The 24,775-nt window shown below is 69.6% G+C and carries 23 protein-coding genes and 1 pseudogene; 15 read left to right on the top strand and 9 right to left on the bottom strand.

All coding sequences use genetic code 11. The features are described 5' to 3' along the window. Positions 1 to 80: 80 nt before the first annotated feature. On the bottom strand, positions 81 to 1,619 hold the full coding sequence (locus ACP2AH_RS13590; protein ID WP_425106290.1) for an L-aspartate oxidase: 1,539 nt from the start codon (positions 1,617 to 1,619) through the stop codon (positions 81 to 83). A gap of 71 nt (positions 1,620 to 1,690) precedes the next feature. Continuing rightward, on the bottom strand, positions 1,691 to 2,749 hold the full coding sequence (nadA, locus tag ACP2AH_RS13585) for a quinolinate synthase NadA (RefSeq protein WP_425106289.1): 1,059 nt from the start codon (positions 2,747 to 2,749) through the stop codon (positions 1,691 to 1,693). Between the two features lie 158 nt (positions 2,750 to 2,907). On the opposite strand from nadA, the pseudogene ACP2AH_RS13580 reads away from it, so the two are divergent. After that, positions 2,908 to 3,336, top strand: a pseudogene (locus tag ACP2AH_RS13580) (GNAT family acetyltransferase). A 28-nt stretch (positions 3,337 to 3,364) separates the two neighbouring features. Here the strand turns inward: ACP2AH_RS13580 and ACP2AH_RS13575 are convergent. Then, complete coding sequence (locus ACP2AH_RS13575; RefSeq protein WP_425106288.1) at positions 3,365 to 3,853, bottom strand: hypothetical protein; 489 nt, start codon at positions 3,851 to 3,853, stop codon at positions 3,365 to 3,367. Between the two features lie 113 nt (positions 3,854 to 3,966). After that, the gene (locus ACP2AH_RS13570; protein WP_425106287.1) at positions 3,967 to 4,965 is read right to left on the bottom strand and encodes an NUDIX hydrolase; all 999 of its coding nucleotides are present in this window, start codon (positions 4,963 to 4,965) and stop codon (positions 3,967 to 3,969) included. Positions 4,966 to 5,088: 123 nt separating this feature from the next. On the opposite strand from ACP2AH_RS13570, the gene ACP2AH_RS13565 reads away from it, so the two are divergent. Beyond that, positions 5,089 to 5,925, top strand: a complete 837-nt coding sequence (locus tag ACP2AH_RS13565; RefSeq protein ID WP_425106286.1) for an aldo/keto reductase — start codon at positions 5,089 to 5,091, stop codon at positions 5,923 to 5,925. 4 nt (positions 5,926 to 5,929) lie between these two features. Here the strand turns inward: ACP2AH_RS13565 and ACP2AH_RS13560 are convergent, their stop codons facing one another. Next, positions 5,930 to 6,415 carry a MarR family winged helix-turn-helix transcriptional regulator gene (locus tag ACP2AH_RS13560; RefSeq protein ID WP_425106285.1) on the bottom strand — a complete coding sequence of 162 codons (486 nt, stop codon included), beginning with the start codon at positions 6,413 to 6,415 and terminating at the stop codon, positions 5,930 to 5,932. Positions 6,416 to 6,478: 63 nt separating this feature from the next. Here ACP2AH_RS13560 and ACP2AH_RS13555 point away from each other — a divergent pair, with 63 nt between their 5' ends. After that, positions 6,479 to 6,946: a carboxymuconolactone decarboxylase family protein gene (locus tag ACP2AH_RS13555; RefSeq protein WP_425106284.1), complete on the top strand. Its 468-nt coding sequence runs from the start codon at positions 6,479 to 6,481 to the stop codon at positions 6,944 to 6,946. 40 nt (positions 6,947 to 6,986) lie between these two features. Here the strand turns inward: ACP2AH_RS13555 and ACP2AH_RS13550 are convergent, their stop codons facing one another. Further along, positions 6,987 to 7,943, bottom strand: coding sequence for a DMT family transporter (locus ACP2AH_RS13550; protein ID WP_425106283.1), 957 nt, complete (start codon positions 7,941 to 7,943; stop codon positions 6,987 to 6,989). A 60-nt stretch (positions 7,944 to 8,003) separates the two neighbouring features. Between ACP2AH_RS13550 and ACP2AH_RS13545 the strand changes: the two genes are divergently transcribed. The 9 genes from ACP2AH_RS13545 to ade all read left to right on the top strand — a co-directional run bounded on the left by ACP2AH_RS13545 (position 8,004) and on the right by ade (position 16,837). Next, positions 8,004 to 8,609 (top strand): TetR family transcriptional regulator C-terminal domain-containing protein, encoded by a 606-nt coding sequence (locus ACP2AH_RS13545; protein WP_425106282.1) that lies wholly within the window; start codon positions 8,004 to 8,006, stop codon positions 8,607 to 8,609. Positions 8,610 to 8,645: 36 nt separating this feature from the next. Then, positions 8,646 to 9,344, top strand: coding sequence for an energy-coupling factor ABC transporter ATP-binding protein (locus ACP2AH_RS13540; protein WP_425106281.1), 699 nt, complete (start codon positions 8,646 to 8,648; stop codon positions 9,342 to 9,344). Further along, positions 9,341 to 9,952 (top strand): energy-coupling factor transporter transmembrane component T family protein, encoded by a 612-nt coding sequence (locus ACP2AH_RS13535; RefSeq protein WP_425106280.1) that lies wholly within the window; start codon positions 9,341 to 9,343, stop codon positions 9,950 to 9,952. Before ACP2AH_RS13540 ends, ACP2AH_RS13535 begins: the two co-directional genes overlap by 4 nt. Next, a complete protein-coding gene (locus ACP2AH_RS13530) occupies positions 9,949 to 10,506 on the top strand; it encodes a biotin transporter BioY (protein WP_425106279.1) in 558 nt (185 codons plus the stop codon). The genes ACP2AH_RS13535 and ACP2AH_RS13530 overlap by 4 nt, the downstream gene beginning before the upstream one ends. A gap of 4 nt (positions 10,507 to 10,510) precedes the next feature. Next, on the top strand, positions 10,511 to 11,920 hold the full coding sequence (locus ACP2AH_RS13525) for an AMP-binding protein (RefSeq protein WP_425106278.1): 1,410 nt from the start codon (positions 10,511 to 10,513) through the stop codon (positions 11,918 to 11,920). Continuing rightward, a complete protein-coding gene (locus ACP2AH_RS13520; protein ID WP_425106277.1) occupies positions 11,917 to 13,041 on the top strand; it encodes a beta-ketoacyl synthase N-terminal-like domain-containing protein in 1,125 nt (374 codons plus the stop codon). The genes ACP2AH_RS13525 and ACP2AH_RS13520 overlap by 4 nt, the downstream gene beginning before the upstream one ends. 96 nt (positions 13,042 to 13,137) lie before the next feature. Next, complete coding sequence (locus ACP2AH_RS13515) at positions 13,138 to 13,923, top strand: DeoR/GlpR family DNA-binding transcription regulator (protein ID WP_244378167.1); 786 nt, start codon at positions 13,138 to 13,140, stop codon at positions 13,921 to 13,923. Positions 13,924 to 14,137: 214 nt separating this feature from the next. Next, entirely contained in the window at positions 14,138 to 15,097 is a 960-nt protein-coding gene (locus ACP2AH_RS13510) for an aldo/keto reductase (RefSeq protein WP_425106276.1), read from the top strand. Between the two features lie 3 nt (positions 15,098 to 15,100). Continuing rightward, positions 15,101 to 16,837 carry an adenine deaminase gene (gene ade, locus ACP2AH_RS13505; RefSeq protein WP_425106275.1) on the top strand — a complete coding sequence of 579 codons (1,737 nt, stop codon included), beginning with the start codon at positions 15,101 to 15,103 and terminating at the stop codon, positions 16,835 to 16,837. A gap of 20 nt (positions 16,838 to 16,857) precedes the next feature. Here the strand turns inward: ade and ACP2AH_RS13500 are convergent, their stop codons facing one another. The 3 genes from ACP2AH_RS13500 to ACP2AH_RS13490 all read right to left on the bottom strand — a co-directional run bounded on the left by ACP2AH_RS13500 (position 16,858) and on the right by ACP2AH_RS13490 (position 19,848). Next, positions 16,858 to 17,778 (bottom strand): LysR substrate-binding domain-containing protein, encoded by a 921-nt coding sequence (locus ACP2AH_RS13500; protein ID WP_425106274.1) that lies wholly within the window; start codon positions 17,776 to 17,778, stop codon positions 16,858 to 16,860. A gap of 127 nt (positions 17,779 to 17,905) precedes the next feature. Further along, positions 17,906 to 19,129, bottom strand: a complete 1,224-nt coding sequence (locus ACP2AH_RS13495) for an NAD(P)/FAD-dependent oxidoreductase (protein WP_425106273.1) — start codon at positions 19,127 to 19,129, stop codon at positions 17,906 to 17,908. Beyond that, a complete protein-coding gene (locus ACP2AH_RS13490; protein ID WP_425106272.1) occupies positions 19,126 to 19,848 on the bottom strand; it encodes a lysophospholipid acyltransferase family protein in 723 nt (240 codons plus the stop codon). The genes ACP2AH_RS13495 and ACP2AH_RS13490 overlap by 4 nt, the downstream gene beginning before the upstream one ends. 1,409 nt (positions 19,849 to 21,257) lie before the next feature. On the opposite strand from ACP2AH_RS13490, the gene ACP2AH_RS13485 reads away from it, so the two are divergent. The 3 genes from ACP2AH_RS13485 (at position 21,258) to ACP2AH_RS13475 (ending at position 24,701) form a co-directional block, all read left to right on the top strand. Next, positions 21,258 to 22,427 (top strand): ABC transporter substrate-binding protein, encoded by a 1,170-nt coding sequence (locus ACP2AH_RS13485; protein WP_425106271.1) that lies wholly within the window; start codon positions 21,258 to 21,260, stop codon positions 22,425 to 22,427. A 289-nt stretch (positions 22,428 to 22,716) separates the two neighbouring features. After that, positions 22,717 to 23,757, top strand: coding sequence for an ABC transporter ATP-binding protein (locus ACP2AH_RS13480; RefSeq protein WP_425106270.1), 1,041 nt, complete (start codon positions 22,717 to 22,719; stop codon positions 23,755 to 23,757). After that, on the top strand, positions 23,754 to 24,701 hold the full coding sequence (locus tag ACP2AH_RS13475) for an ABC transporter permease (RefSeq protein WP_425106269.1): 948 nt from the start codon (positions 23,754 to 23,756) through the stop codon (positions 24,699 to 24,701). Before ACP2AH_RS13480 ends, ACP2AH_RS13475 begins: the two co-directional genes overlap by 4 nt. Positions 24,702 to 24,775 lie beyond the last annotated feature (74 nt).

Here is a 24,775-nt window from a genome sequence, read left to right as displayed (position 1 = left end):
GGTTCGATGGCATCCCGTCGCGGGCGCCGGAGTGGAAGACCGGGACATGCCCGGGCCTGGCGTCGTCATCCGGGCTGGGCTCACGCCACCTGCCGCGCTTCGGCTGCGTCCGATGCCGGGTCGGCTAGCCGCGTCTCGGAATGCCGGGCCACCGCCGCCGGCGCGGGATGGTCGGCGCGGAAATGGCCGCCCCGGCTCTCGCACCGCTGCAGTGCGGCTTCAGTGATCGCCAGCGCCACCAGCGAGAGGTCGCAGCCGTCGCGGGCGGAAAGCGCGCCGAGCCGGGCGGCGGCGGAAGCCAGCCCTTCGGCGTCGCGCACCACGCCCACCTGCCGGTCCATCAGCGCGCGGATTTCCGCGCGGGCCGGCGAGCGCGGGCGAGGGGGAGAGGGCGCGCGCGGCGTGCCGGGCGCGGCGTCCTCGCCGGCAATATCGGCCGCGATCCAGTCGGCATAGGCCAGCGCCTCCAGCAGCGAATTGCTGGCGAGCCGGTTGGCGCCGTGCAGCCCGGTGGAGGCGACCTCGCCGCAGGCCCAAAGGCCCGGCACGCTGGCGCGCCCGGCGCCATCCACCTTTATGCCGCCCATGTGGTAATGCGCCGCCGGCCGTACCGGGATCGGCGCGCGCGCCGGGTCCAGCCCATGGGCGCGGCACAGCGCGACCACGCCGGGAAAGCGGGTGTCGATGTTCTTCATCCGGGCGTCCAGCACCACGCTCTCGCCGGCGGCGATCTCAGCGAAGATCGCGCGGGCCACCACGTCGCGCGGCGCCAGCTCCTGCCCCGGCACGTCAGCCATGAAGCGCTCGCCGCGGCTATTGTACAGCCGGGCGCCTTCCCCGCGCAGCGCCTCGGTGGCGAGCGGCATGGGCGCAGGGCCGCCAGAAGCGGCCCGTTCGGGGTCGGCGTCCACCGCCATGGCGGTGGGGTGGAACTGCACGAACTCAAGATCGCGCAGCACCGCCCCCGCCCGCGCCGCCAGAGCGAGGCCGGAGCCGACCGCGCCGAGCGGGTTTGTCGTCGCGCCATAGAGCCCGCCGAGCCCGCCCGTGGCGAGCACCACGGCGCGGGCGGCGAGGGCGAGCGTGCGCCCCTCGCGGTCGCGGGCGGCGATGCCGGCGATGCGGCCCTGGGCGTCGGTGAGCAGTTCGCCCGCCCGCCAGCCTTCCATAACCGTGATCGAGGGGCAGGCCCGCGCCGCACGGGCCAGCGTCTCCAGCACCACGCGGCCGGTGCCGTCGCCTTCGGCATGGACGATGCGCCGGCGGGCATGCGCCGCTTCCAGCCCGAGGGCGAGGCTGCCATTGGGGTTGCGGTCGAACGGGGTGCCGAGGCCGACCAGCCAGTCGATGGCGCCGGGGGCGGCGCCGGCCACGCGGCGTGCCACCAGCGGCTGCGACAGCCCGGCCCCGGCGGCCAGCGTGTCGATGGCGTGCAAATCCGGCCGGTCATCGGCGCCGAGCGCGGCGGCGATGCCGCCCTGCGCCCAGCCGGTGGCGGCCTCCGCCCCGAGCGGCGAGGCGACGACCAGTGTCACCGGGAGCGGCGCCAGCCGCAGCGCGGTGGCCAGGCCGGCCACCCCGCCGCCGATCACGACGATGTTCTCACGCGAATGGCTCACAAGCGGACCTTCCGAGATGCGTTCAGCGGGCGAAGAGCGTTCAGCGAATGGCGTTCAGCGAATGGCGGCGATCAGCTGATCGCCAGCATCCGCTCCACCGCGAGCCGGGCCCGGCCGGCGATGGCGGGGTCGATCTCGACCTGCGTCGTCATCGTCTCCAGCGCTCGGCGGATGTTCGGCAGGGTGATGCGGCGCATATGCGGGCAGAGATTGCACGGGCGCACGAACTCGATATCCGGGTGGTTCACCGCCACATTGTCGGCCATCGAGCATTCGGTGATCAGCACCACCCGCGCCGGCTTCTCGTCGCGCACATAATCGGCCATGCCGGCGGTGGAGCCGGCATAATCGGCCTCCGCCACCACCTCGGGCGGGCATTCGGGATGCGCCAGCACCACCACGCCGGGATGGTTCTCGCGCAGGTCGCGAATGTCCTGCGGGGTGAAGCGCTCATGCACCTCGCAATGGCCCTTCCAGGCGATCAGCTCCAGCTCGGGCACCAGCTTCTGCACATTCTGCGCGAGGAACTCGTCCGGCAGCATGAGGATGCGGGTGACGCCCCATTCCTTCGCCACCGCGCGCACCACCTTCACCGCATTGCCCGAGGTGCAGCAATAATCGCTCTCGGCCTTCACCTCGGCGGAGGTGTTGACATAGGTGACGACGGGCACGCCGGGATAACGTTCTTTCAGCAGGCGGATATCGGCGGCGGTGATGCTGTCGGCCAGCGAGCAGCCCGCGCCCATGTCGGGCATCAGCACGGTTTTGGACGGGTTCAGCAGCTTGGCGGTCTCGGCCATGAAATGCACGCCGGCCATGACGATCACGTCGGCATCCACCGTCACCGCCTCGCGAGCGAGCGCGAGGCTGTCGCCGACGATATCGGCCACCGTGTTGAAGATCTCGGGCGCCTGGTAGTTATGGCCGAGCACGACGGCGTTGCGCTCCCGCTTCAGCCGCTCGATCGCCTCGACCTCGCGGGCGATCAGCGGCCATTCCGCCGGGGTGATGTGCTTGGCCACCCGCGCATAGAGATGGGCCAGAGCCGGCGCGGCAGGGGCGGGGATCTCCTGCGCGGGCGCGAAGGATTCGGTGCGCTCCGCAGGGGCCGCGACATCGAATTCCAGCATCGTCCTCTCCCTTATGCTCGTTATGAGTATATCTAGGGCCAAAGAAGACCGGGCACCAAGGCCCGGCGGATCGTTCTTATGCTAGGACTGAGTATAAGTCGCTGTCAACACTTCGTCACAAATCGGCCGATATAGCTTTCCCATCGAGGAGCTGACGAATGACGTTGAAGATAGAGCCCGCCTGCGCTGCGGATGAGGGCGCGGTGGTCGCCCTCTGGCACACCTGCGGGCTCACGGTCCCCTACAATGACCCGGCGTCGGATTTCCGCTTCGCGCGCGGTAGCGCGAATTCGGAGGTGATGGTTGCGCACAATGAAGGGGGCCGCGTCTGCGCCTCCGCCATGGTCGGCCATGATGGGCACCGGGGCTGGATTTACTAAGTCGCCGTCGATCCGCTGCTTCAGCGCCAGGGCGTCGGCGCGGAGATTGTCAGTGCGGCGGAGGCTTGGCTGAAGGCGCGGGACGTACCGAAGGTGCAGCTTCTGGTGCGCGAGACCAACACCGCGGTCGTCGCCTTCTACGAGAAGCTCGGTTTCGAGGTCGCCCCGCGCGTGGTCCTGTCGAAACGGATCGACGGGCGGGACTAACTCTCACCGCCGCCCGAATCCGTCGGGCTCAGCTGCCACGCTTGAACCATCTCGCCACCGCGGCAAACGCGCGATCGAGAAGCGCAGGCGGGCGTTCCCCCTGGGCGGGCGCCGTTTCGAAGGCGGGCGCCATCTTTCCTTTCGCCGGCAGCCAGACCACGTCGGAGGTGGTGTCGAACACGCCAAGCCCGTGCTTCTCCGCGAGCTGGAGGGCAATGGCGAGGGCGTTATCGGTATTCTTCCAGCTGCCGCCGAGATAGATGATGTCGCGCCCGATCGAGTAGTCGGTGAGCCTGATGTCGGAATCGTCCAGCTCATCCGCCGCCAAGGGGCCATTAATCGGCGGGTGAGTGGCAACCATGTCGAGGAAGAAGGCGCGCAGCCGGGGCGTGGTCGAATCATAATCGTCGTAGTCGTCGGTGTCGTTCCAATCGGTCTGTTGTGCGTACCAGGCCAGAAACGGAGCAGCTTCCTTCGGTGCCGCCGCAGGTTCGAAAACCATCAGATTATAGCCCATGCCCGCTCTCCTGCGCCCGCCCTGTCTGCCGGTGCGTCAGTCTATCGGACTTCCCGTTTAGCGTGCAGCAACCAAAAGGTGGACCAGAAGGCGGTTGGCCCGACCGGGGGCCCTCACCGCCGCCCGAAGCCGCCGGGCAGGCGCACCCCCGGCGCCGGGCGCTCCAGCAGCACCTCGCGGCGGAAGCGCACCAGACGGGCGGGGCGCCCGCCGGTTTCCGCCGTGCTCTCGCCGGTCTCTTCTACCAGCCGCTGCTGCTCCACCAGCCGGCGGAAATTCTGCTTGTGCAGCCGTGCCCCGGACAGTGCCTCCACCGCCTGTTGCAGCTGGCCGAGCGAGAACGCGGGCGGCATCAGCTCGAATACCACCGGCCGGTATTTGATCTTGCCGCGCAACCTCGCAATGGCGAGCGCCAGCATGCGCCGATGGTCCTCGCGCATCTCCCGCCCGGACGGCGCGGCGGCGATGCGGTCGGAGCCGCGCTCGCGCAGCGCTTCGCCCACCAGCCCGGCCTCATAGAGCAGCTCGTAGCGCTCCAGCACCCGCTCCTCGTTCCAGCCGGCCTCGGTGCTGCCGCTCGGCCCGCCGAAACACAGGGCGATGCGCTCGGCGCGCCGCTCGCTCAGCCGTCCCTGGGCGGCGCCCGCTGCCCAGGCGCGCAGGCCGTGCTCCAGCATATCCAGCACGGAGGGCCGCCCGCCGCGCCAGTCCTCCCAAGGGAAATAGCGGTACCAGCTCTGCCACGCCGCATCGGTGTCGCCAGCCGGGCGCGCCTCTCGCACCAAGGCGAGATAGGCCAGCGAAAGCGCGCGCGTGCCATCCTCGCCACGGTCGCGGTCGCCAAAGGTATAGAGCTGCTCGACATAGCCGAGTTCCTGCAGCGTCTGCCGCTCCACCCAGCTGCGCAGGCCCATTTCCAGTGTGCGGTGGCCGCGCTCCAGCGGGCCGGAGGGCAGCGAATCGCGACCGTCCTCATGGCGCAGGGTCAGCACCTTCGGGTCGTCGCCGGTCACCGCCACGATCACCGCTGACAGGCCGATGGCCAGCGCCGGCTCCGGCGCGGGCGAGGCAGGGGCGGGCGCGCGGGGGTCGGGGGTCGGCGAGGGCGGCATCGGGTTCCGGGCGGTGAGGGTCGGCGGGGCGCGTGCCCGTGCACATTAGCACGACGGCGCCCGCGCGGCTTGCGCCGAGGGCGCGGGAGTGGCACTCCGGCAGAGGATGAAACGGAGGCGCAGATGAGCGGCAAGGTGGTTCTACCCGGCGGTCACAAGGTTCCGGCGCTCGGCATCGGCACCTGGATGATGGGCGAGCGCCCCGAAGTGCGGGCGGAGGAGACCGAATCGGTGCGCCTTGGCGTCGAACTCGGCCTGACGCTGGTCGACACGGCGGAAATGTATGGCGAGGGCGCCTGCGAGCGCTTTCTCGGCGAGGCGCTGGCCGGGCTGCGCGACAAGGTGTTTCTCGTCACCAAGGTCTACCCGCACAATGCCAGCCGCAACGGCGTGGTGTCCGCCTGCGAGCGCAGCCTGCGCCGGCTGAAGACCGATCATATCGACCTGTATCTGCTGCACTGGCGTGGCAGTGTGCCGCTGGCTGAGACCATCATCGGCTTCGAGCAGCTCAAGACCCAGGGCAAGATCCGCGACTGGGGCGTGTCGAATTTCGACACCGACGACATGAACGAACTGTACGAGACCCCGGGCGGCGAGGGCTGCGCCACCAATCAGGTGCTCTACAACCTCACCCGTCGCGGGCCGGAATGGGACCTGCTGCCCTGGCTGCAGGAACATGAAATCCCGCTCATGGCCTATAGCCCGATCGAGCGCGGCCGGCTGAAGAGCACCGGCGTGCTAGCCGATCTCGCCGCCAAGCATAATGCCCGGCCCTATCAGATCGCACTTGCCTGGGCGCTGCGCATGCCCGGCAACATCGTCATCCCCAAGGCGTCGCGCGCCGCGCATATGCGCGAGAATGCCGGCGCCCGTGACATCCGGCTGGATGCGGAAGACCTCGCCGCGCTCGACGCCGCCTTCCCGCCGCCCTCGCGCCGGCGGGCGCTGGAAATGCTGTAAGCGCTCATTCCGCGCCGGCCGCGATGCCTGCCAGCCAGCGGCGAATGATCCTCTCCTCGTCCGGCGACAGGCCGGCGAGGAGAGCGGGTTCGAGCCCATACACCCGCGCCTTGGCGGCACTCAGCCGGGCCTTGCCCTGCTCGGTGAGGGCGATCTGCTGGATGCGCCCATGCACCGCATGCGGGCGGCGGGCCACCAGCCCGGCCTTGAGCAAATTGGCGATAATGGTGCTCATGGTCTGCGGCGTCAGCAAGGCGAGGCGGGCAAGCTCCGCCCCCGACTGGGAAGGGTAGGCTTCCAGCATCACCAGCGCCGAGAACTGCGCCGAGGTGAGGTCGAGATCACCGAGCACCGCCTCCACGCGCTGGCGGTGCACATGCGCGGCCTGGCGAAGCAGATAGCCCAGATGGCCATCAATGCCGCGCCTGCCCTCGCTCGAGGCGGGGACGTCGCCTGCAGCAGGCAGCACGGCGTCGGATGAGTTGCGCATTATCAGTACTCTGATATTATGATCGTGCCCTGATATTATCTCCCTGCGCAGGTGCTTTCCATCATGACGACGCTTGAGAGCGCCCCGGCGGCGCCGTTTTCCTATGCCGGCTTCCAAAGTCTCGCTCCGGCGGCGACGCGGGCGCTGCTGGCGCTCGGCCAGTCGGTCGATGCCGGCCTCGACAAGGGGCTGGTCGAGTTGGTGAAGATCCGCGTGTCGCAGATCAATGGCTGCGCCTTCTGCACCGCCTATCACATCGCGCTCGCCCGCCGCCTCGGCGTCGATGCGGGAAAGATCGACCTTGTGACGGTGTGGCGCGACGCCGGCCTGTTCACGCCGCGCGAGAAGGCGGCGCTGGCCTGGGCGGAGCAACTGGCGGCCATGGCGGGCGGCCCGGTGCCGGAGGACGCGCTGGCGCGGCTCAGTGCGATTTTCACGCCGGACGAGGTGGTGCATCTCACCGTCGCCATCGCCGCCATCAATGCCTGGAACCGCATTGCCGGCGGATTGCGCTTTCCGCCGCCGGCCTGATCCGGCCTGGGTGGCAAGGGTAGGGCGGCGGCCGTGCTGTTCACGGCGCCGGGCAGGCCACCATCCGCCGCCGCGCATCGGCGAACAGATAGACGGCGACGGCGGCCACCACCAGTCCGCCACCCAGTAGCGCCGGCGCGCCCACCCGCTCGTCAAAGGCCAGCCACACCCAGAGCGGAGAGAGCGCCACGTCCAGCAGCAGCAGCAGGCCGGTCTCGCCGGAGCGAATGTGCCGCCCGCCCATCAGCGTCAGCACATTGGCAAGGCCGGAGGTGAGCGTGCCGAGCAGCGCGCAGGCCCAGAGCGAGGCGGCCGGCGGCAGGCCGGGCGTGGCCAGCGGCAGGGCGATCGCCGCCGCGATAAGAGCAGAGATGAGGCTGATCAAGGTGAGGTCGAGGCCCGGATGCTTCTTGGCCTGCACCAGCAGCCCACCCCAACTCAGCGTCATCAGCGCGGCGACGACCATGCCGGCGGCATCGCCCGCCGATAGCGCGGCCCCGGCGGTGATGGCGATGCCAGCCGCAGCCACCAGCGCCGCCGCGCCGAACCGCCGGCTCAGTTTCTCGCGCAGCAGCCACAGGCCGAGCAGCCCGGTGACGAAAGGCAGGGTGGCATAGATGGTCATCACCGTGGCCACCGACGTCAGCTGCAGAGCGGCGATGTAGCCGACATTGCCTGATACCGCGAGGCCGATAGCGAGGAGGCCGGCGGGGGCGATCATGTCGCGCAGCGCCCGCACCCGCTCGCGCGTCATCAGCAGCCAGAACGGCGTCAGCGCCAGCGCGGCGAACACCGAGCGCCACAGGATGACGGTCCACGCGTCGAGAGCGGCCATGCGCACGAACAGGCCCACGAGGCTCCACAGCAGGGTCGAGAACAGCACCACGCCGAGCCCGAGGGCGCGCCAGGAAACAAAGATGCCGGACGAAGCCGGCCCATGCGGCGCGGACGCTGTTGCGACGGGTGCGGGCACGCTAGGCTTCGGCACGATGGACATGGGCGCCTCTGTGTGTTCCGATCCGCCGCAGGATACGCAACAGTAGACCGGTCGTCTAGTATGATGGAAAAGCCATCCACGCGCGACAGGATCGTCGTCGCAGGTCGAAGGGCCATGTTGGAACAGGGCTATGAAGGCACCGGCATCGGCCCGCTTCTGGCGTCGGTGGCGGTGCCCAAGGGCTCCTTCTACCATTTCTTCGCCAGCAAGGAGGATTTTGCCGCGGCGGTGCTCACATCCTATGCCGACCAGTACCGCCAGCAGCGGCTGGAGCTCTTTGCCGATGCCAGCCTCAGCCCGCTGGCGCGGATCGAGCGCCATCTCGTGCAGGTGGAGCATGATTCGGCGGCGGAAACGTCGGTGCCCGGCTGCCTTTACGGCGCGCTCGCCCACGCCGCTCCCGGCCTCGGCGAGGAACTGCGCGCCCAGCTGGCGCAGGTGTTCACCGCCTGGGAACAGGACCTCGCCACGTTGATCGCCGAAGCCCAGCAGGCCGGCGAAGTGGAGGAGGGGCTCGACCCGGCCGAGACGGCGGCGCATCTCATCGACCTCTATGAGGGGGCGGTGATCCGCGCCCGCGCCGGCGACGGGCCGGCGGCCTTCGCCCGCTTCCGCAAATTCGCGCGCGCCACGCTGGCGCGCGGGGCCGGCGCCTCCCGCGATTAAGCACCGATGCCGCCTTCTTCACCGCCGGATGTCCCCGTGTCGCATGCCCCGCTGATCGAACTGGAAAACGTCACCCTCAGCCGTGGCGGGCGGGTGGTGCTCGATAACCTCTCGCTTGCCATCGCCGAGCGCCGCGTCGGGCTGATCGGCACCAATGGTTCCGGCAAAAGCTCGCTGGTGCGCCTGTTCAACGGCCTGCTCGCCGCCGATTCGGGCCGCGTCCGCGTGCACGGGCTCGACGCGGCGATGCAGGCGGGCGAATTGCCGCGCAAGGTCGGCTTCATCTTCCAGAACCCGGACCACCAGATCATCTTCCCCACCGTGGCCGAGGAAATCGCCTTCAGCCTCGAACAGGCGGGAATGCCGCGCCGGGAGGCGGCGAAAGAGGCGGTGCCCGCGCTCGCCCGCTTCGGGCGCGCCCATTGGGCCGAGCGGCCGGTGCATGCGCTGTCGGAAGGGGAAAAGCAGTTCCTCTGCATCATCGCGGTGCTGGTGATGCAGCCTGCGCTCATCATTCTCGACGAGCCGTTCGCCAGCCTCGACCTGCCCACCCGCCGGCGGCTGGAAGCGCTCATCGCCGGGCTGGACCAACAGGTGATCCTCGTCGCCCATGAGCTCGACGCCTTCGAAGGCTACGACCGGGTGATCTGGCTGCATGAGGGCCGGGTGCGCGGCGACGGCCCGCCCGAGGGGGTGCTCCCCGCCTACCGCGCCTTCGCCGAGGCGCTGGCATGATCTTGCTCTATCTGCCTGAGCGGACCTGGCTGCATGCGGTTCCCGCCGGGTGGAAGTTGCTGGCTCTGGCGCTGATCAGCCTTGTCGCCGCGCCGCTGGACAGCCTGCCCCTCATGGCCGGGCTGCTTCTCGCGGTGCTGGCGCTCTATGCTTCGCTCGGCAAGGCGGCGCTGGCGCAGATCGCCCTGCTGCGCCCGCTATGGCCGCTCTTCCTCATCCTGCTGGCTTTTCATTGGTGGAATGGTGACCTCCTCGCCGGCCTCGTCGTGCTGGCCCGCATCCTCGCCATGGTGCTGCTCGCCAATGCGGTGACCATGACCACCCGCATGGACGCGATGATGGACGCGGTCGAGCCGCTGCTCGCCCCGCTGCGCCTGTTCGGCGGGTCGCCACGGGCGGTGGCGCTGGCCGTGGCGCTGATGATCCGCTTTGTGCCGCTGCTCTTCGCCCTGTGGGAGGCGCTGAACGAATCCTGGCGCGCCCGCACCGGTAAGCGCGGCGGCTGGCGCCTGCTGGCGCCTTTCTGTATCCAGACACTCCGATTATCCCATCACACCGCCGAGGCGCTGGCCGCGCGCGGTGGCGCACCCCGCGGAGACCGCCGATGAAAGACCGCACGCTCGTTCAGGTCGCGCTCTACGCCGCCATCTTCGCGGTGCTCGGTCTGCTGCCGCGCTTCGACCTGCCGTTTGCCGCCGGCGTGCCGATCACCGCCCAGAGCATGGGGGCGATGCTGGCCGGCGTGATGCTGGGCGCCTGGCGCGGGGCGCTGGCCATGGTGCTGCTGCTGTTCGTCGTCGCACTGGGCGCGCCGCTGCTGGCCGGCGGGCGCGGGGGCTTGGGCGTGTTCTTCACCCCGTCGGTCGGCTTCATCTTCGGCTGGATCGCGGTGGCCTTCGTTTCCGGCTGGCTCATGCAGGCGCTGCGCCGCGCCCCGGTCTTTCCCGCCGCGCTCATCGCCGCCGTCACGGGCGGCATCGTGGTGATGTACGCCTTCGGCATTGCCGGCATGGCGCTGGTCGGTGGGCTGTCGGTGATGGACGCGGCCAAGGCCTGCCTCATCTTCATTCCCGGCGACGCCATCAAGGCGGTGCTGGTGGCGCTGATCGCGCAGACCGTGTCGCGCGGCCTGCCGGAGGCGCTTCTCTCGCGCCACGCCTGAGGCGATGACCCGCACTATCGGCGCCGGCCTGCCCGCCCTCGCGGCGGCCGATCCCTCCCGGCCGGCGCTGATCTGCGACGACACGGTGCTGACGCGGGACGCGCTCGCCGCCCGAATCGCCGCGCGGGCCGCGCATCTGGCGCCGCGCACAGTGCCGGGCGCCGCCATCGCCCTCGCCATGGGCAATGGACCGGAACTGGTGGACGCCTTCTTCGCCTGCGCCGTCAGCGGCCGGCAGGCGCTGGTTTATGACCCCGGCTGGCCCGCGCCCTACCGCGCCGCCATCGATGCCGCGCTCGCTCCCGCCCTGACACTGGAAGGCCCTATACTGGAGGCGGTCGCGGATGTGTCCCCCGCCCCGTTCCCGCAGCCGCCATCGCCGGACGCACCGTTCTATGTCGGCTTCACCTCCGGCTCCACCGGCCTGCCCAAGGGCTACCGGCGCAGCCACCGCTCCTGGATCGACAGTTTCAAGGTCAGCGAGGCGGCGTTCGGTCTGAGCGACGTCGATATCGTGCTGGCCCCGGGCGGGCTGGCGGCCTCGCTGCATCTCTATGGCGTCGTCCACGCGCTGCACACCGGCGCAACAGCGGTGATGATGCGCCAGTTCCACCCCCGCCGTGCGCTGCGCCTCATCGCCCGCCACGGTGTCACCGCGCTCTACGCCACGCCGACGCAGCTGCAGATGTTGATCGAGGCGGGGGCTGGCGAGAGCTTCCCGACGCTGCGCCTGCTCATGATTTCCGGCGCCAAATGGCGGGCGGAAACGCGGGCGGCCACGCTGGCGCTGTTCCCAAGGGCCGGCATCGCCGAATTCTACGGCGCTTCGGAAACCAGCTTCATCACCCTCGCCCTACCGGAGGAGGCGGTGCCCGCCGGCTCGGTCGGGCGCGCCGCGCCAGGTGTGACCCTGCGCATCCGTGACGCCGCGGGCCGCGACCTCAAGGCCGGGGAGGCGGGGGCGATCTGGGTCAAGAGCACGATGCTGTTCGATACCTATGCCTGCGGCGAAGCCCCGGAAACACGCCGCGAGGGTGGTTTCCTCACCATTGGCGACCATGGGCGGCTGGACGAGGCCGGCTTTCTCTATTTGCATGGGCGCGAGAAGCGCATGCTCGTCACCTCGGGGCTGAACGTCTATCCCGAGGAGGTGGAAACCGTGCTCGTGGGCCTGCCCGGCATTGAGGAAGCCGCCGTCTTCGGCCTGCCGGACCCTTTGCGCGGCGTCGAGCTGGTGGCGGTGCTGCGCGGCACGTTTGACGAACCCGCCATGCGCGCCGCCTGCCGGGCGCTGCTACCGGCAGCGAAGATCCCGCGCCGGTTCCTCAGCCTTGACGACTGGCCGCGCACCTCGGGCGGCAAGGCGGATCTCAGGGCGCTGGAATCAATCGCCCGCGAAAGGCTCGCGCGATGAACCCGGCCTTCCTCCTCGCCGCCCGGCGCACGGCGGTCGCCCCGCGCGGCGGCGCCTTCCGTCTGGTCGAGGCGCACGACCTCGCCGCCCCGGTGCTGCGCGCCTGCCTCAACGATGCGGGCGTGGCGCCGGACGCGGTCGGGCACGTCATCCTCGGCAATGCGCTGTCCGGCGGGGGCAATGTCGCCCGCCTCGCCGCGTTGGCGGCCGGCCTTGCCGAGTCCGTGCCGGCGCTGACCCTCGACACCCAATGCTGCTCCGGTCTCGACGCCATCCAGCTGGCGACGCGGATGGTGGAATCGGGCGCGGCCGAACTCGTGCTCGCCGGCGGGGTGGAGAGCTTCAGCCGGTCGCCCCTGCGCGCCGTGCGGCCGAAGGCAAAGGGCGAGGCGCCGCAGTTCTATGACCGCCCGCGCTTCACCCCCTGGCCGGCGCGCGACCCTGACATGATCGAGGTTCTGGCCCGCGCGGCGCGCGGCCTCAGCCGGGCCGAACAGGCGGAATTCGCCATTGCGAGCCACGCCAAGGCGCTGGCGGCGCGCACGCGGCTGGAAGCGGAGATCGTGCCGGTGGCGGGCCTCGCCTTCGACAGCTTTACCCGGGCGCTAGCCCCGGCGCTCTGCGCCCGCGCCCCGGTGCTCCACCGCGACGGTGAGAGCGAACTCGATGCCGCTGGCGTGGCAGTGGAGGCGGATGCGGCCGCCGTGGTGCTGGTGGCCTCGCGCGAATGGGCGGAGCGGCGTCTGAAGGCCGGTCGCCCGGTGTGCGAAGTGGTCCATGCCCGTTCCTTCGCCGCTGCGCCGGACGATCCGCCGGCGGCGATCGACCGTGCGCTCGCCCAGGCGCCGATCCCGCCGGGGCGCGCGATTCCGGTCATCGAACTGATGGAAGCCTCTGCCGGCCAGGCGCTAAGCAACTGCCGATCGAACGGCCTCGACCCTGCCGCGATTAATCGCGGCGGCGGGGCGCTGGCGCGCGGGCATCCCATCGGCGCGTCCGGCGCGATCCTCGCCGTGCGCCAGTTCCATGAACTCGCCCGGGAGGCGCCGGGCGCGCTCGGCCTTTCCGCCATCGCGGCGGCGGGCGGGCTCGCCAGCCTGCTCATGTTGCACCGCCTCTAAACAGGCGTTTGCGGCGCCGGGCCTCCTTGTGCAGGATGCGGTGCGAATCGTCCGCAGAAGACGGTCGTTCATTTCGGGAGAAAGGCCGTTGGCCGCATGAACGCGATCTCCTCACGCCAGCAGGACATTCTCGGCCTCGCGCGCGCCCAGGGGCGGGTGAGCGTGGAAGACCTCGCCGGCCGTTTCGATGTCTCGCCCCAGACCATCCGCAAGGACCTCAACGACCTGTGCGTCCGCCGGCTGATGTCGCGCGTGCATGGCGGCGCCGTGGTCGCCTCGGGGGTGGAGAACCTCGCCTATGAGGCCCGCCGCGCCATGGCGCAGGGCGCCAAGCGCGCCATCGCCGAGGCCGCCGCCAGCATGGTGCCCAACCGCGCCTCGCTGTTCATCAATATCGGCACCACGACGGAAGAGGTCGCCCGCGCCCTGTCCGACCATGAGGATTTGCTGGTCATCACCAACAACCTCAACGTCGCGACGCTGCTCTACCGCCATCCCCGCATCGAGCTGATCATGGCCGGCGGCCCGGTGCGCCAGGCCGATGGCGCGGTGATCGGCTCCGCGGCGGTGGATTTCGTCCGCCAGTTCCGCGTCGACTACGCCGTCATCGGCGCCTCCGCCATCGAGGAGGACGGCACGCTGCTCGATTTCGACTATCGCGAGGTGCAGGTCGCCCGCGCCATCATCGACAATGCCCGACAGATCATTCTGGTGGCCGACCGCTCCAAGCTGGAGCGCACCGCGCCGGTGCGCATCGGCTCGATGTCGGAGGTCGACACCTTCGTCACCGACACGGTATCGTCGCCCGAACTGCGCAATGTGTGCCAGCGCGAGCAGGTGGAACTGATCGAGGTCGGTTCGCTTGACGAGGACGGGTTCTAGAGCACGCGCCGATCAGCTTGCATCGCAAGCTGATCGGATAACGCGTTCTCTATCTTAGAGTTAGAGGGCGATTTACGGATCAGATTGGTTCAATCTGATCGGATCGCACTCTAGCGATCCCGCATTGCAACATCGGGGCGGCGCGCGCCGGGGGCCGGTGATCCCTGAGCCGTGCGCGGCGCCCCATCCCCCCAATTCGCCGGAGGAGAGACGAATGGAACTGCGCCGCCTCGGACGCTCGGATATTCTGGTGCCGCCGCTGTGCATCGGCGGTAATGTCTTCGGCTGGACCGCCGACGAGCCGACCTCCTTCCGCCTGCTCGACGCGCTGTTCGATGCCGGCCTGTGCTTCATCGACACCGCCGATGTCTATTCCCGCTGGGCCGAGGGCCATCAGGGCGGCGAATCCGAGACCATCATCGGCAAGTGGATGAAGGCGCGCGGCAATCGCGACCGCCTCGTCATCGCCACCAAGGTCGGCAGCGACATGGGGCGGGGCAAGGTCTGCCTGCAGGCGGACTATATCCGCAGCGCCGTCGACGCCTCGCTGGCGCGTCTGCAGACCGACTATATCGACCTCTACCAGTCGCATTGGGACGACCCGGACACGCCGTTCGAGGAGGTGCTCGGCGCCTATGACGAATTGATCCGCGCCGGCAAGGTGCGGCTCATCGGCGCCTCCAACCTCACCGCGCCGCGTCTGTTCGAGGCGCTGGCGGTGTCGACGCGCGAGAAGCTGCCGCGCTACGAGACGCTGCAGCCGGAATATAATCTGTGCGAGCGCGCCGGCTATGAGGCCGATGTCGAGGCGGTCTGCGCCGCCAACGGCCTTGGCGTCATTCCCTATTTCTCGCTCGCCGCCGGCTTCCTGACCGGCAAGTACCGCAGCGCCGCCGATGCGGGAAAGAGCGTGCGCGGGGGCGAGCTGGTGGCGAAATATCTCAACCCGCGCGGGGAGCGCATCCTCGCCGCGCTCGATGAGGTCGCCGCCGCCCATGGCGCCACGCCGACACAGGTGGCGCTCGCCTGGGTGATGGCGCGGCCCAGCATCACCGCCCCCATCGCCAGCGCCTCGCGGGTGGAACAGCTCGCCGACCTCATCGCCAGCGTCGACCTCGCCCTCACCGGCGCGGACATGGCACGGCTCGACACGGCCAGCGCCTGGAAGGAGTGACCGATGACCGCCCGCAGCCCGGCTGAGATCGCACGTTTCATCGAGGCCGGGCGCGGCACCGCGCCGGCCGATCTGGTGATCAAGGGCGCCCAGCTTCTGGACGTGATCACCGGCGCGCTCACCCGCACCGACATCGCCATGGTGGGGGACCGCATCGTCGGCACCTATGGCGAGTACAGCGGCGCGCAGGAAATCGACGGCACCGGGCTGTTCGCCGTCCCCGGCTTCATCGACACGCATCTCCATGTCGAATCCTCGCTGGTCACGCCGCTGGAATTCGACCGTTGCGTGCTGCCGCATGGCGTCACCACAGCGATCTGCGACCCGCACGAAATCGCCAATGTGCTGGGGGCGGAGGGCATCGCCTATTTCCAGCGCTGCGCCGAGGAGATGATCATGGACCTACGGGTCCAGCTCTCCTCCTGCGTGCCCGCCACCTCGTTCGAGACCGCCGGCGCCGAACTCGCCGCGCCCGATCTCGCGCTTCTGCGCGGCCATGGTTCCGGCATCGGGCTGGCCGAATTCATGAACTTTCCCGGCGTGCTGTTCGCCGATGAAGGGTGCCTCGCCAAGCTGTCGCTGTTCTCCGACGGGCACATCGACGGTCACGCGCCGCTGCTGCGTGGGCGCGACCTCAATGGCTACATCGCCGCCGGCATCCGCACCGAGCATGAGGCGACGGGGCTGGAGGAAGCGCGCGAGAAGCTTATGAAGGGCATGTCCGTCCTCATCCGCGAGGGTTCGGTCTCGAAAGACCTGCACGCGCTGATCCCGCTGATTTCGGCCGATACCTCCGCCTTCCTCGCCTTCTGCACCGACGACCGCAACCCGCTCGACATCGCGGAGGAAGGCCATCTCGACTACATGATCCGCGAGGCTATCCGCCACGGCGCGCCCCGGCACCATGTGTACCGGGTGGCGAGTTGGTCGGCGGCCAATGCCTTCGGCCTCACCGATCGCGGCCTCATCGCTCCGGGACGGCGCGCCGACATCGTGCTGGTGGACGATCTCGATGCCTGCGCGGTGCGTCAGGTCATTTCCGCCGGGCGGCTGGTGACGCCCGAACTCTTCGCCACGCGCCGCCCGGTCGCCCCGGTGGGGCTCGATTCGGTGAAAGCGCGCGAGGTGACAGCGGAGGATTTTCGCATTCCGGCGCGTGAGAGCGCCACCCGGGTCATCGGCGTGGTGCCCGGCCGCATCATCACCGAGGATGTGCGGCTGGAGCTTCCCGTCATCGACGGCGAGAAGCGCGCCGATCTCGCGCAGGACGCGGTGAAGGTCTGCGTGGTCGAGCGGCACGGGCGCAACGGCAATATCGGCCGCGGCTTCGTGCATGGCTTCGGCATGAAGCGCGGCGCTATCGCCTCCTCGGTCGGGCATGACAGCCACAACATCACTGTGGTCGGCGTCGATGAAGCGGATATGGCGCTGGCGGTGAACCGGCTGATCGCGCTGCGCGGCGGCTTCGCCGTGGCGGAAGGTGGCCGGGTGACGGCCGAGCTGGCGCTCCCCGTCGCCGGGCTGATGGCGGACACCCCTTTCGAGGAGGTGCACGACGCGCTGATCCCGCTACGCGCGGCGGCGAAGGCGCTGGGCGTGGTGCTGGCCGAGCCGTTCTTGCAGGTCGCATTCCTCCCGCTGCCGGTCATTCCGCATTTGAAAATCACCGATGTCGGCTTGTTTGATGTCAACGCCTTCGCCCTGCTGGAACCCGCCCCCGCTCCCGCAGGGAATGGGTGAACCCGGCACCACCCGGCGCGTCACATGCGGGCGTGCGGGGTGGAGCGGGTGCGGGTGGCGGCGATGGCGACGAAGCCGGCGGCGGCGGGGGAGAGCGGTGAGCCGCGCCGCCAGGCGGTCGCCACCTCCACCGCAGGCACGGTATCGATCAGCGTGCGCGCCTCGATCTTGTCGCCTTCCAGCGACCAGGGGCGGTAGGTGAGGTCCGGCAGCACCGCCACGCCGGCGCCGGTCGCCACCAGCGAGCGCACCGCCTCCACCGAGCGGGTGCGGAACGCCACGGGTGGGCGGATGCCGAGCCGGCGCCAGACGATTTCCGAGGCCTCGGCGATTTCGTCAATGGTAAGAAGCACATGCGGCTCCTCGCTGAAGGCCCGCAGGCTCACCCGCTCCTCCACCAGCGCGGGGTGGCCAAGCGGCATCCACACGCGACAGGGCGAGACTTCCACCGTCTCCGTCTGCAGCGCCGCCGAATGCCGGCCGGGCGGCAGCACCATGACCGCGACATCGAGTTCGCCGCCTACCAAAAGATGTTCGAGATAATCTCCAGCATCTTCAACGGCTTCCACGGCGACGCCGGGGAAGGCGCGGCGGAAGCGGGCGATGAGGTCGGAATAGATGTAGCCGGCGACCAGCGGTGTTACCCCCACCGCCAGCCGGCCGGTGAGCGCCGCGGTTTCCGGCCCGGCCAGCGCCCGCCGCGCATCGGCGACATCGCCAAGTATTTTGCGCGCATGGCGCAGGAAATGATGGCCCTTGAGGGTGAGATCAACGCCGCGCGCGTGGCGTTCCAGCAGCTTGAAGCCGAGGTCAAGTTCCAGTTCACGCAGTGATTCCGTCACCGTCGACTGCGAGATCGACAGCGTATGCGCGGCGGAGGAGACGGAACCATTCTCTGCCACCGCCACGAAATACTGGAGCTGGCGCAGCGAAAAGGCCATCGGAACTCCGGGGGAGGGGGCGACCAGCGGAGAGTAGACGCCCGATTTCGCCCCGCCAAGTACCGCTTTTTGGAGTGACCGATGAGGCCGATGAGGTGGACGATGAGGCCGACGCGGCCGGCCGCGCCTATTTCGCCAGCAGGGTCTTCAGCTCGAAGCCCTCGTCACCCGCCTGTTCCGGGGTGATCGCCGGGGTGCCGGCGAGCAGGCGGCGGCCGAGCATGTGATCGGCCGGGCGGTTCACGCTCTCAATGGCGGTGAGCACGCCGTCGCGGAAGCGGAACACCGAGAAGCGGCGCGAGGCGGGGTCGCCGCGCAGCACCGCGCTGTCGGTGGCGGAGGCGAGGCCGACGATCTGCAGCTTGAGATCGGCCTGGTCGCTCCAGAACCACGGCACCGCGTCGAAGGGCGTCCCCTTGCCGGTGAGTCGGTGGGCGAGGCTGCGGGCCTGATCGGCGGCGTTCTGCACCGATTCCAGCCGCACATTGTCGCCAGCGAAGCGGCTGGGATAGGCGACCGCGTCGCCGAGCGCGGAAATCGCGGGGTCCATGGTGGCGAGATGGGCGTCGACGACGATGCCGTTCGCCACCTCCAGCCCGGCCTCGGCGGCGAGTTCGACATTCGGCACCACGCCGATGCCGACCAGTACGAAATCGGCGGGGTAGACCGTGCCGTCACCGGTGGCGACGCCGGTGACGTGGCCGGCCTCGCCCTCCAGCCCGATCACCCCCGCGCCGAGCACGAGATCGGTGCCCATGGTGGCATGGGCGCTGGCGAAGAAGGCCGACATCTCGGGCGAGACGGCGCGGGCCAGCACGCGGCTGGCGCCCTCCAGCACGGTCACCTCATGGCCCAGCGCGCGGGCGACGGCGGCGAATTCCAGCCCGATGAAGCCGGCGCCGATCACCACCACGCGGCGGGCGGTGGCGAGCTTGTCCTTGAGCGCATCGGCATCCGCCCGCGTGCGCAGATAGAACACGCCGGCGAGGTCGTGCCCCGGCACGGGGAGCGGCCGGTTGCGGGCACCGGTGGCGAGGATGAGATGGACATAGGGCAGCGCCTCGCCGCCTTCCAGCACGAGGCGCTGGCCGTCGCGGTCGATGGCGGTGGCGCGGGCGTTCACCAGCTCGATACGGTGATCGGCATAGAAGGCGGCGGCGCGCAGTTCGATCTGCTCGATGCCGGCCTCGCCCTTCATATAGGCCTTGGACAGCGGCGGGCGCTGATAGGGCAGGCCCGGCTCGTCGCCGACCAGAACGAGCCGGCCCTCATAGCCGGCCTCCCGCAGCGAGGCCGCGGCCTGGAAGCCACCTTGCCCCGCCCCGACAATGACGATGCCCGCCGCGCTCATGAATGCCCTCGCTCCTGCGCCACCAGCCGGTCGCGCTCCTCATAGATCGCCTCGGTCAGCCGGGCCATGAACTCCTTGTCCGGCAGGCCGGGGGGGATGGACGGCAGGTAGGAGACGGTGATGGTGCCCGGCCGGATGCTGAAGCTGCGCGCCGGCCAGTACAGGCCGGCATTGTTGACGACAGGCACGACCGGCAGGTCCAGCGCCTTGTAGAGCAGCAGCACGCCGCGATGGAACTCCGCCCGCTCGTCCACCGCACGGCGGGTGCCTTCGGGGAAGATCAGCAGATTGCGCCCGTGCTCGCTGGCCTCGCGGCCTTCGCGGAACATCTTCTTCACCGAGGAGGCACCGCCCGCGCGGTCGATGGCGATCATCGGCGAACGCTTGAGGAACCAGCCGAACACCGGAATGCGGTACAGCTCCTCCTTCAGCACGATGGCGACATCGGGAATGAGCACGGCGGCGGCGATGGTCTCGAAGGCGGATTGATGATTGCCGACATAGAGCGCCGGTTCGGGCGGGCGGTTCTCTTCGCCGATGGTGCGGTAGGCGAGCCCGACGAGGCGCAGGATCACCATCACCCCGCCAGCCCAGAATCGGGAGAAGCGCCGGGTGAGGCGCGGTTCGTTGCGCAGCGCGTAATAGGGAATCGTCAGGGCGAGCAGCGCCGTCCACAGGACGAGCAGCACGAGGAAGACGGACGAGCGCAGGCGGGCCATCGGCGGGGGTCTCGGCAGGGAAGGCTCGGTTGAGAGGCTCGGTGGGGAGGCTCGGCGGGCAGGCTCGGCGGGGGTCTCGATCAGCGGCGGGCAGGTCTAGCAGATCGCACGGCCGGACGGGAGGGGTGCGGCGCTGGAGGGGCTTGCCGGCCGTCCGCGAGCGGGTGCTCCGCTGGAACCTACCTCATCCCCGGGTTTGACCCGGGGACCCAGCCCACCGCCCGCGCCCGGCGTGAAGGCTGGGTGGCCGGGTCAAGCCCGGCCATGAGGGCGTGGAGGTGTTGAGGGCGCTATGGAGATGGCCGAGGACTCGTGCGCCGCGCGTGCCCTCATCCCCGGGCGGGTGCTCCGCTGGAACGTCCCTCATCCCCGGGCTTGACCCGGGGACCCAGCCCACCGCCCGCGGCCGGTTTCAAGGCTGGGTGGCCGGGTCAAGCCCGGCCATGAGGGCGTGGAGGTGTTGAGGGCGCTATGGAGATGGCCGAGGACTCGTGCGCCAGACTCGCGCGCGGGGGCACGGCGCGGCGCTCCGGCTACACCTCCGTTGGTCGGGGACAGGGGGCGCCGACGTGCCGTCTCGCCGCGCGTGCCCTCATCCCGGGGCTTGACCCGGGGATCCAGCGCCACCGGCCGCGCCCGGTTTCAAGGCTGGGTGGCCGGGTCAAGCCCGGTCCTGAGGGCGCAGGGGGTTGAGAACGCGGTAGAGATGGCCGAGGACCCGTGCGCCGCGCGTGCCCTCATCCCCGGGCGGGTGCTCCGCTGGAACGTCCCTCATCCCCGGGCTTGACCCGGGGACCCAGCGCCACCGCCCGCGCCCGGCGTCAAGGCTGGGTGGCCGGGTCAAGCCCGGCCATGAGGGCGTGGAGGTGTTGAGGGCGCTATGGAGATGGCCGAGGACTCGTGCGCCAGACTCGCGCGCGGGGGCACGGCGCGGCGCTCCGGCTACACCTCCGTTGGTCGGGGACAGGGGGCGCCGACGTGCCGTCTCGCCGCGCGTGCCCTCATCCCGGGGCTTGACCCGGGGACCCAGCCCTACCGCCCCCGCCCGGTTTCAAGGCTGGGTGGCCGGGTCAAGCCCGGCCCTGAGGGGGCAGGGGGGTGAGAACGCGGTAGAGATGGCCGAAGACTAACGCGCCGCGCGCGCTCATCCCACGGGTCGAGCCCGATCCTGAGGACGTGATTGATGAGAGGGCGGGCAGGGAATGTCGGCGCTCGTCATTCCGCTCAACCCGCTAACCCCCTCTGCTGCCTCATCAAATTTCCCGGCCTCACGGCAGAACCGTGCTCGCCTCTTACTCATCGGTTTTTCCGATGTCACCGTTCTGATCTTTGGTGTGGCGCGGGGCGGGACGCAGCGTCACACTCAAGCCAAAGGGCCGCAAGCGCCCGCGCAACAGAGGGAAACAGACATGCCGACACTCTCGCATTATCTGCGTCTGCCGGCGCTCGCCGCCAGCGCCTCTCTCGCCTTGAACCCTGTTTTTGCTGCGGAAATGACCGCCGTCGGCAAGGGCGAAGGTCAGGTCGATATCGTCGCCTGGGCCGGCTATATCGAGCGGGGCGACACCGACAAGGCCTATGACTGGGTCACCGATTTCGAAAAGAAGACCGGCTGCAAGGTCAATGTGAAGACCGCCGGGACTTCCGATGAGATGGTCGCGCTGATGAATGAGGGCGGCTTCGACCTCGTCACCGCCTCCGGCGACGCCTCGCTGCGCCTCATCGCCGGCAAGAAGGTCGCCCCCATCAACACCAAGCTGATCCCGAGCTGGGGCACGGTGGATGAGCGGCTGCAGAACGCACCCTGGCACACCGTGAACGGCGTGCATTACGGCACGCCCTACCAGTGGGGCTCCAACGTGTTGATGTACAACACGGAAGCGTTCAAGGGCGAGGCGCCGAAGAGCTGGAAGGTGGTGTTCGAGGAACAGACGCTGCCCGACGGCAAGTCGAACAAGGGCCGCGTCCAGGCCTTTGACGGGCCGATCTACATCGCCGACGCCGCGCTCTATCTGATGGCCCACAAGCCCGAACTCGGCATCAAGGACCCCTATGAGCTGACCGAGGCGCAGTACAAGGCCGCGCTCGACCTGCTGCGCGAGCAGCGCAAGATCGTGCAGCGCTACTGGCACGACGCGATGATCCAGGTTGACGACTTCACCAATGAAGGCGTCGTCGCCTCTTCCTCCTGGCCGTTCCAGGTGAACCTGCTGCAGAGCCAGAAGAAGCCGATCGCCTCCACCATTCCCAGCGAAGGCGCGACCGGCTGGGCCGACACCACCATGATGCATGCCGACGCCGCCCATCCCAACTGCGCCTATATGTGGATGGAGCATTCGCTGAGCCCCAAGGTGCAGGGCGACCTCGCTTCCTGGTTCGGCTCGGTGCCCGCCGTTCCCGCCGCCTGCAAGGGCAATGAGCTTCTCGGAGCCGAGGGCTGCAAGACCAACGGCATGGAGGAGTTCGAGCGCATCCATTTCTGGCGCACGCCGGTGGCCAAATGCGCCACCCAGGCGGAAGGCTGCGTGCCGTATTACCGCTGGGTGTCGGACTACATCGCCGTGCTCGGCGGGCGGTAGGGCGCCGGCCGGTTGCGCGGTTCCTGCCCCCTCTCCCCGGCGGGGAGAGGGGTGGGGTGAGGGGCTTTTCGCTCCTCAACCTTGCCTCCCCCTACCGACCCGCCTTGCGCGGTCGCCAATACCCTCATCCCCGGGCTTGTCCCGGGGATCCAGCCCCGCCGCCGGTTGGTCCCCGTATCCTGGGTGGCCGGGCCAAGCCCGGTCCTGAGGGCGCGGGAGCGCGTGACCACCGGCGGAGCGCCCGCCGTGCCCTGTTTCCAGCCCTTCCCCGCCGTCCCGGATTTTCCTCATGCACGCCCACGCCGCCCCGCTCGCTTTGCCGGCCGTCCGTTTTGCCCGTGTCGTCAGGCATTTCGGCGCGGTGCGGGCGGTTGACGGGGTCGATCTTTCCATCGCGCCGGGCGAGTTCTTCGCCATGCTCGGCCCTTCCGGCTCCGGCAAGACCACCTGCCTGCGCCTCATCGCCGGCTTCGAGCAGCCGGATGACGGCCATATCGAGATCTTCGGCGAGACGGTGGAGGGCCTGCCGCCGTATCGGCGGGCGGTGAACACCGTGTTCCAGGACTACGCGCTGTTTCCGCATCTCTCGGTGGGCGAGAATGTCGCCTATGGGCTGCGGGTGCGCGGGGTCGGCCGGGCCGAGCGCGAGCGGCTGGCGCGCGAGGCGCTCTCCCTCGTCAAGCTCGCCGGCATGGAAACGCGCCGTCCCGCGCAGCTTTCCGGCGGCCAGCGCCAGCGCGTGGCGCTCGCGCGGGCGCTGGTGGTGCGGCCGAAAGTGCTGCTGCTCGACGAACCGCTGGGCGCGCTCGACCTCAAGCTGCGCGAGGAAATGCAGAGCGAACTGAAGGGCTTGCAGCGCGCGCTCGGCCTCACCTTCGTCTTCGTCACCCATGACCAGAGCGAGGCCCTGTCCATGGCCGACCGCGTCGCCGTGTTCAATGAGGGGCGGATCGTGCAGGTCGGGCCGCCGGAAGAGGTGTACGAACAGCCGGCGACGCGCTTCGTTGCCCGCTTCGTCGGCTCGGCCAATGTGCTGGAGCCCGCTGAGGCGCAGGCGCTGGGCGGGCCGGCGCGGCCCTGCAGCCTGCGGCCGGAGAAGATTTTGCTGCTCGCGCCCGGCGTCCCGGTGCCGGAGGGCGCGGCGGTGGTGGACGCGCGCGTCACCGACATTTCCTATCAGGGCCCGGTGCGCCGCATCAGCGCCCGCACGGCGCAGGGGCTCGCCCTCACCGCCGCCGTTCCCGCCACTGCGGCGGGGGTGATGGCGGGCGCCGATATCCGCTTCGCCGTGCCCGCCGGGGCTGTGCGGCCGATGGAGGGCGAGGAATGAGCCTCGCGACCCTCGATCTGCCCGCCCCGCGCGAGGGCCTGCTGCGCCGGCTCTCCGACGTGCTGGTGCGCCGCGGCCGGCTGCTGACGCTGCTGCTGCTGGTGCCGCCGCTGCTGTGGCTGGGCCTCGTCTATCTCGGCAGCCTGTTCGTCTTCCTCGCGCAGTCGATCTTCTCGATCGACGAGTTCTCCGGCACCATCGTCCGCGAGCCGACCACCGCGACGCTGCTCGAACTCTTCCGCCCCGCTAATTACGACATCGTGCTGCGCACCATCGGCATTGCCGCCGCGGTGACCGTGCTGTGCGCCATCATCGCCTTCCCCATCGCCTATTACGCCGCCCGCTATGCCGGGCCGAAGGTGAAGGCGGCGTTCTATCTCGCGGTCATGATGCCGCTGTGGTCGAGCTATCTGGTCAAGGTCTATGGCTGGAAGCTGCTGCTGGCCAAGGAGGGCGCCATCGGCTGGTTCTCGGCCAAGCTCGGCCTCACCGGCGCGCTGGAGGCGTGGCTGGCGCTGCCGCTGGTCGGCGGGCCCTCGCTCTCGGTCAGCTATACCGGCATGGTGCTGACCTTCACCTATCTCTGGCTGCCCTTCATGATCCTGCCGGTTCAGGCGGCGCTGGAGCGTGTGCCGCCGCATCTCATTGAAGCGGCCGGCGATCTCGGCGCCGCGCCGGGGCTGGTCTTCCGCACCATCATCCTGCCGCTGGCCATGCCGGGCGTGGTGGCGGGGGCGATCTTCACCTTCTCGCTGACGCTGGGCGACTACATCGTGCCGCAGATCATCGGCACCTCGGCGCTGGTGCTGGGGCAGGCGGTGTACACGCTGCAGGGCACGGCCGGAAATATCCCGCTCGCGGCGGCCTTCTCGCTGGTGCCGATCCTGGTCATGGCGGTGTTCCTCACCCTCGCCAAACGCACGGGAGCGTTCGATGCGCTGTGAGGGGTCGATTCCCGTTTCCCTGCGGAATGCCGTCATCCTGAGGTGCGAGCGGAGCGAGCCTCGAAGGATGGTGC

The organism is Ancylobacter sp. (genome assembly GCF_965249975.1).
Classification (GTDB): domain Bacteria; phylum Pseudomonadota; class Alphaproteobacteria; order Rhizobiales; family Xanthobacteraceae; genus Ancylobacter.
This window is presented reverse-complemented; position numbering and strand designations above follow the sequence as displayed.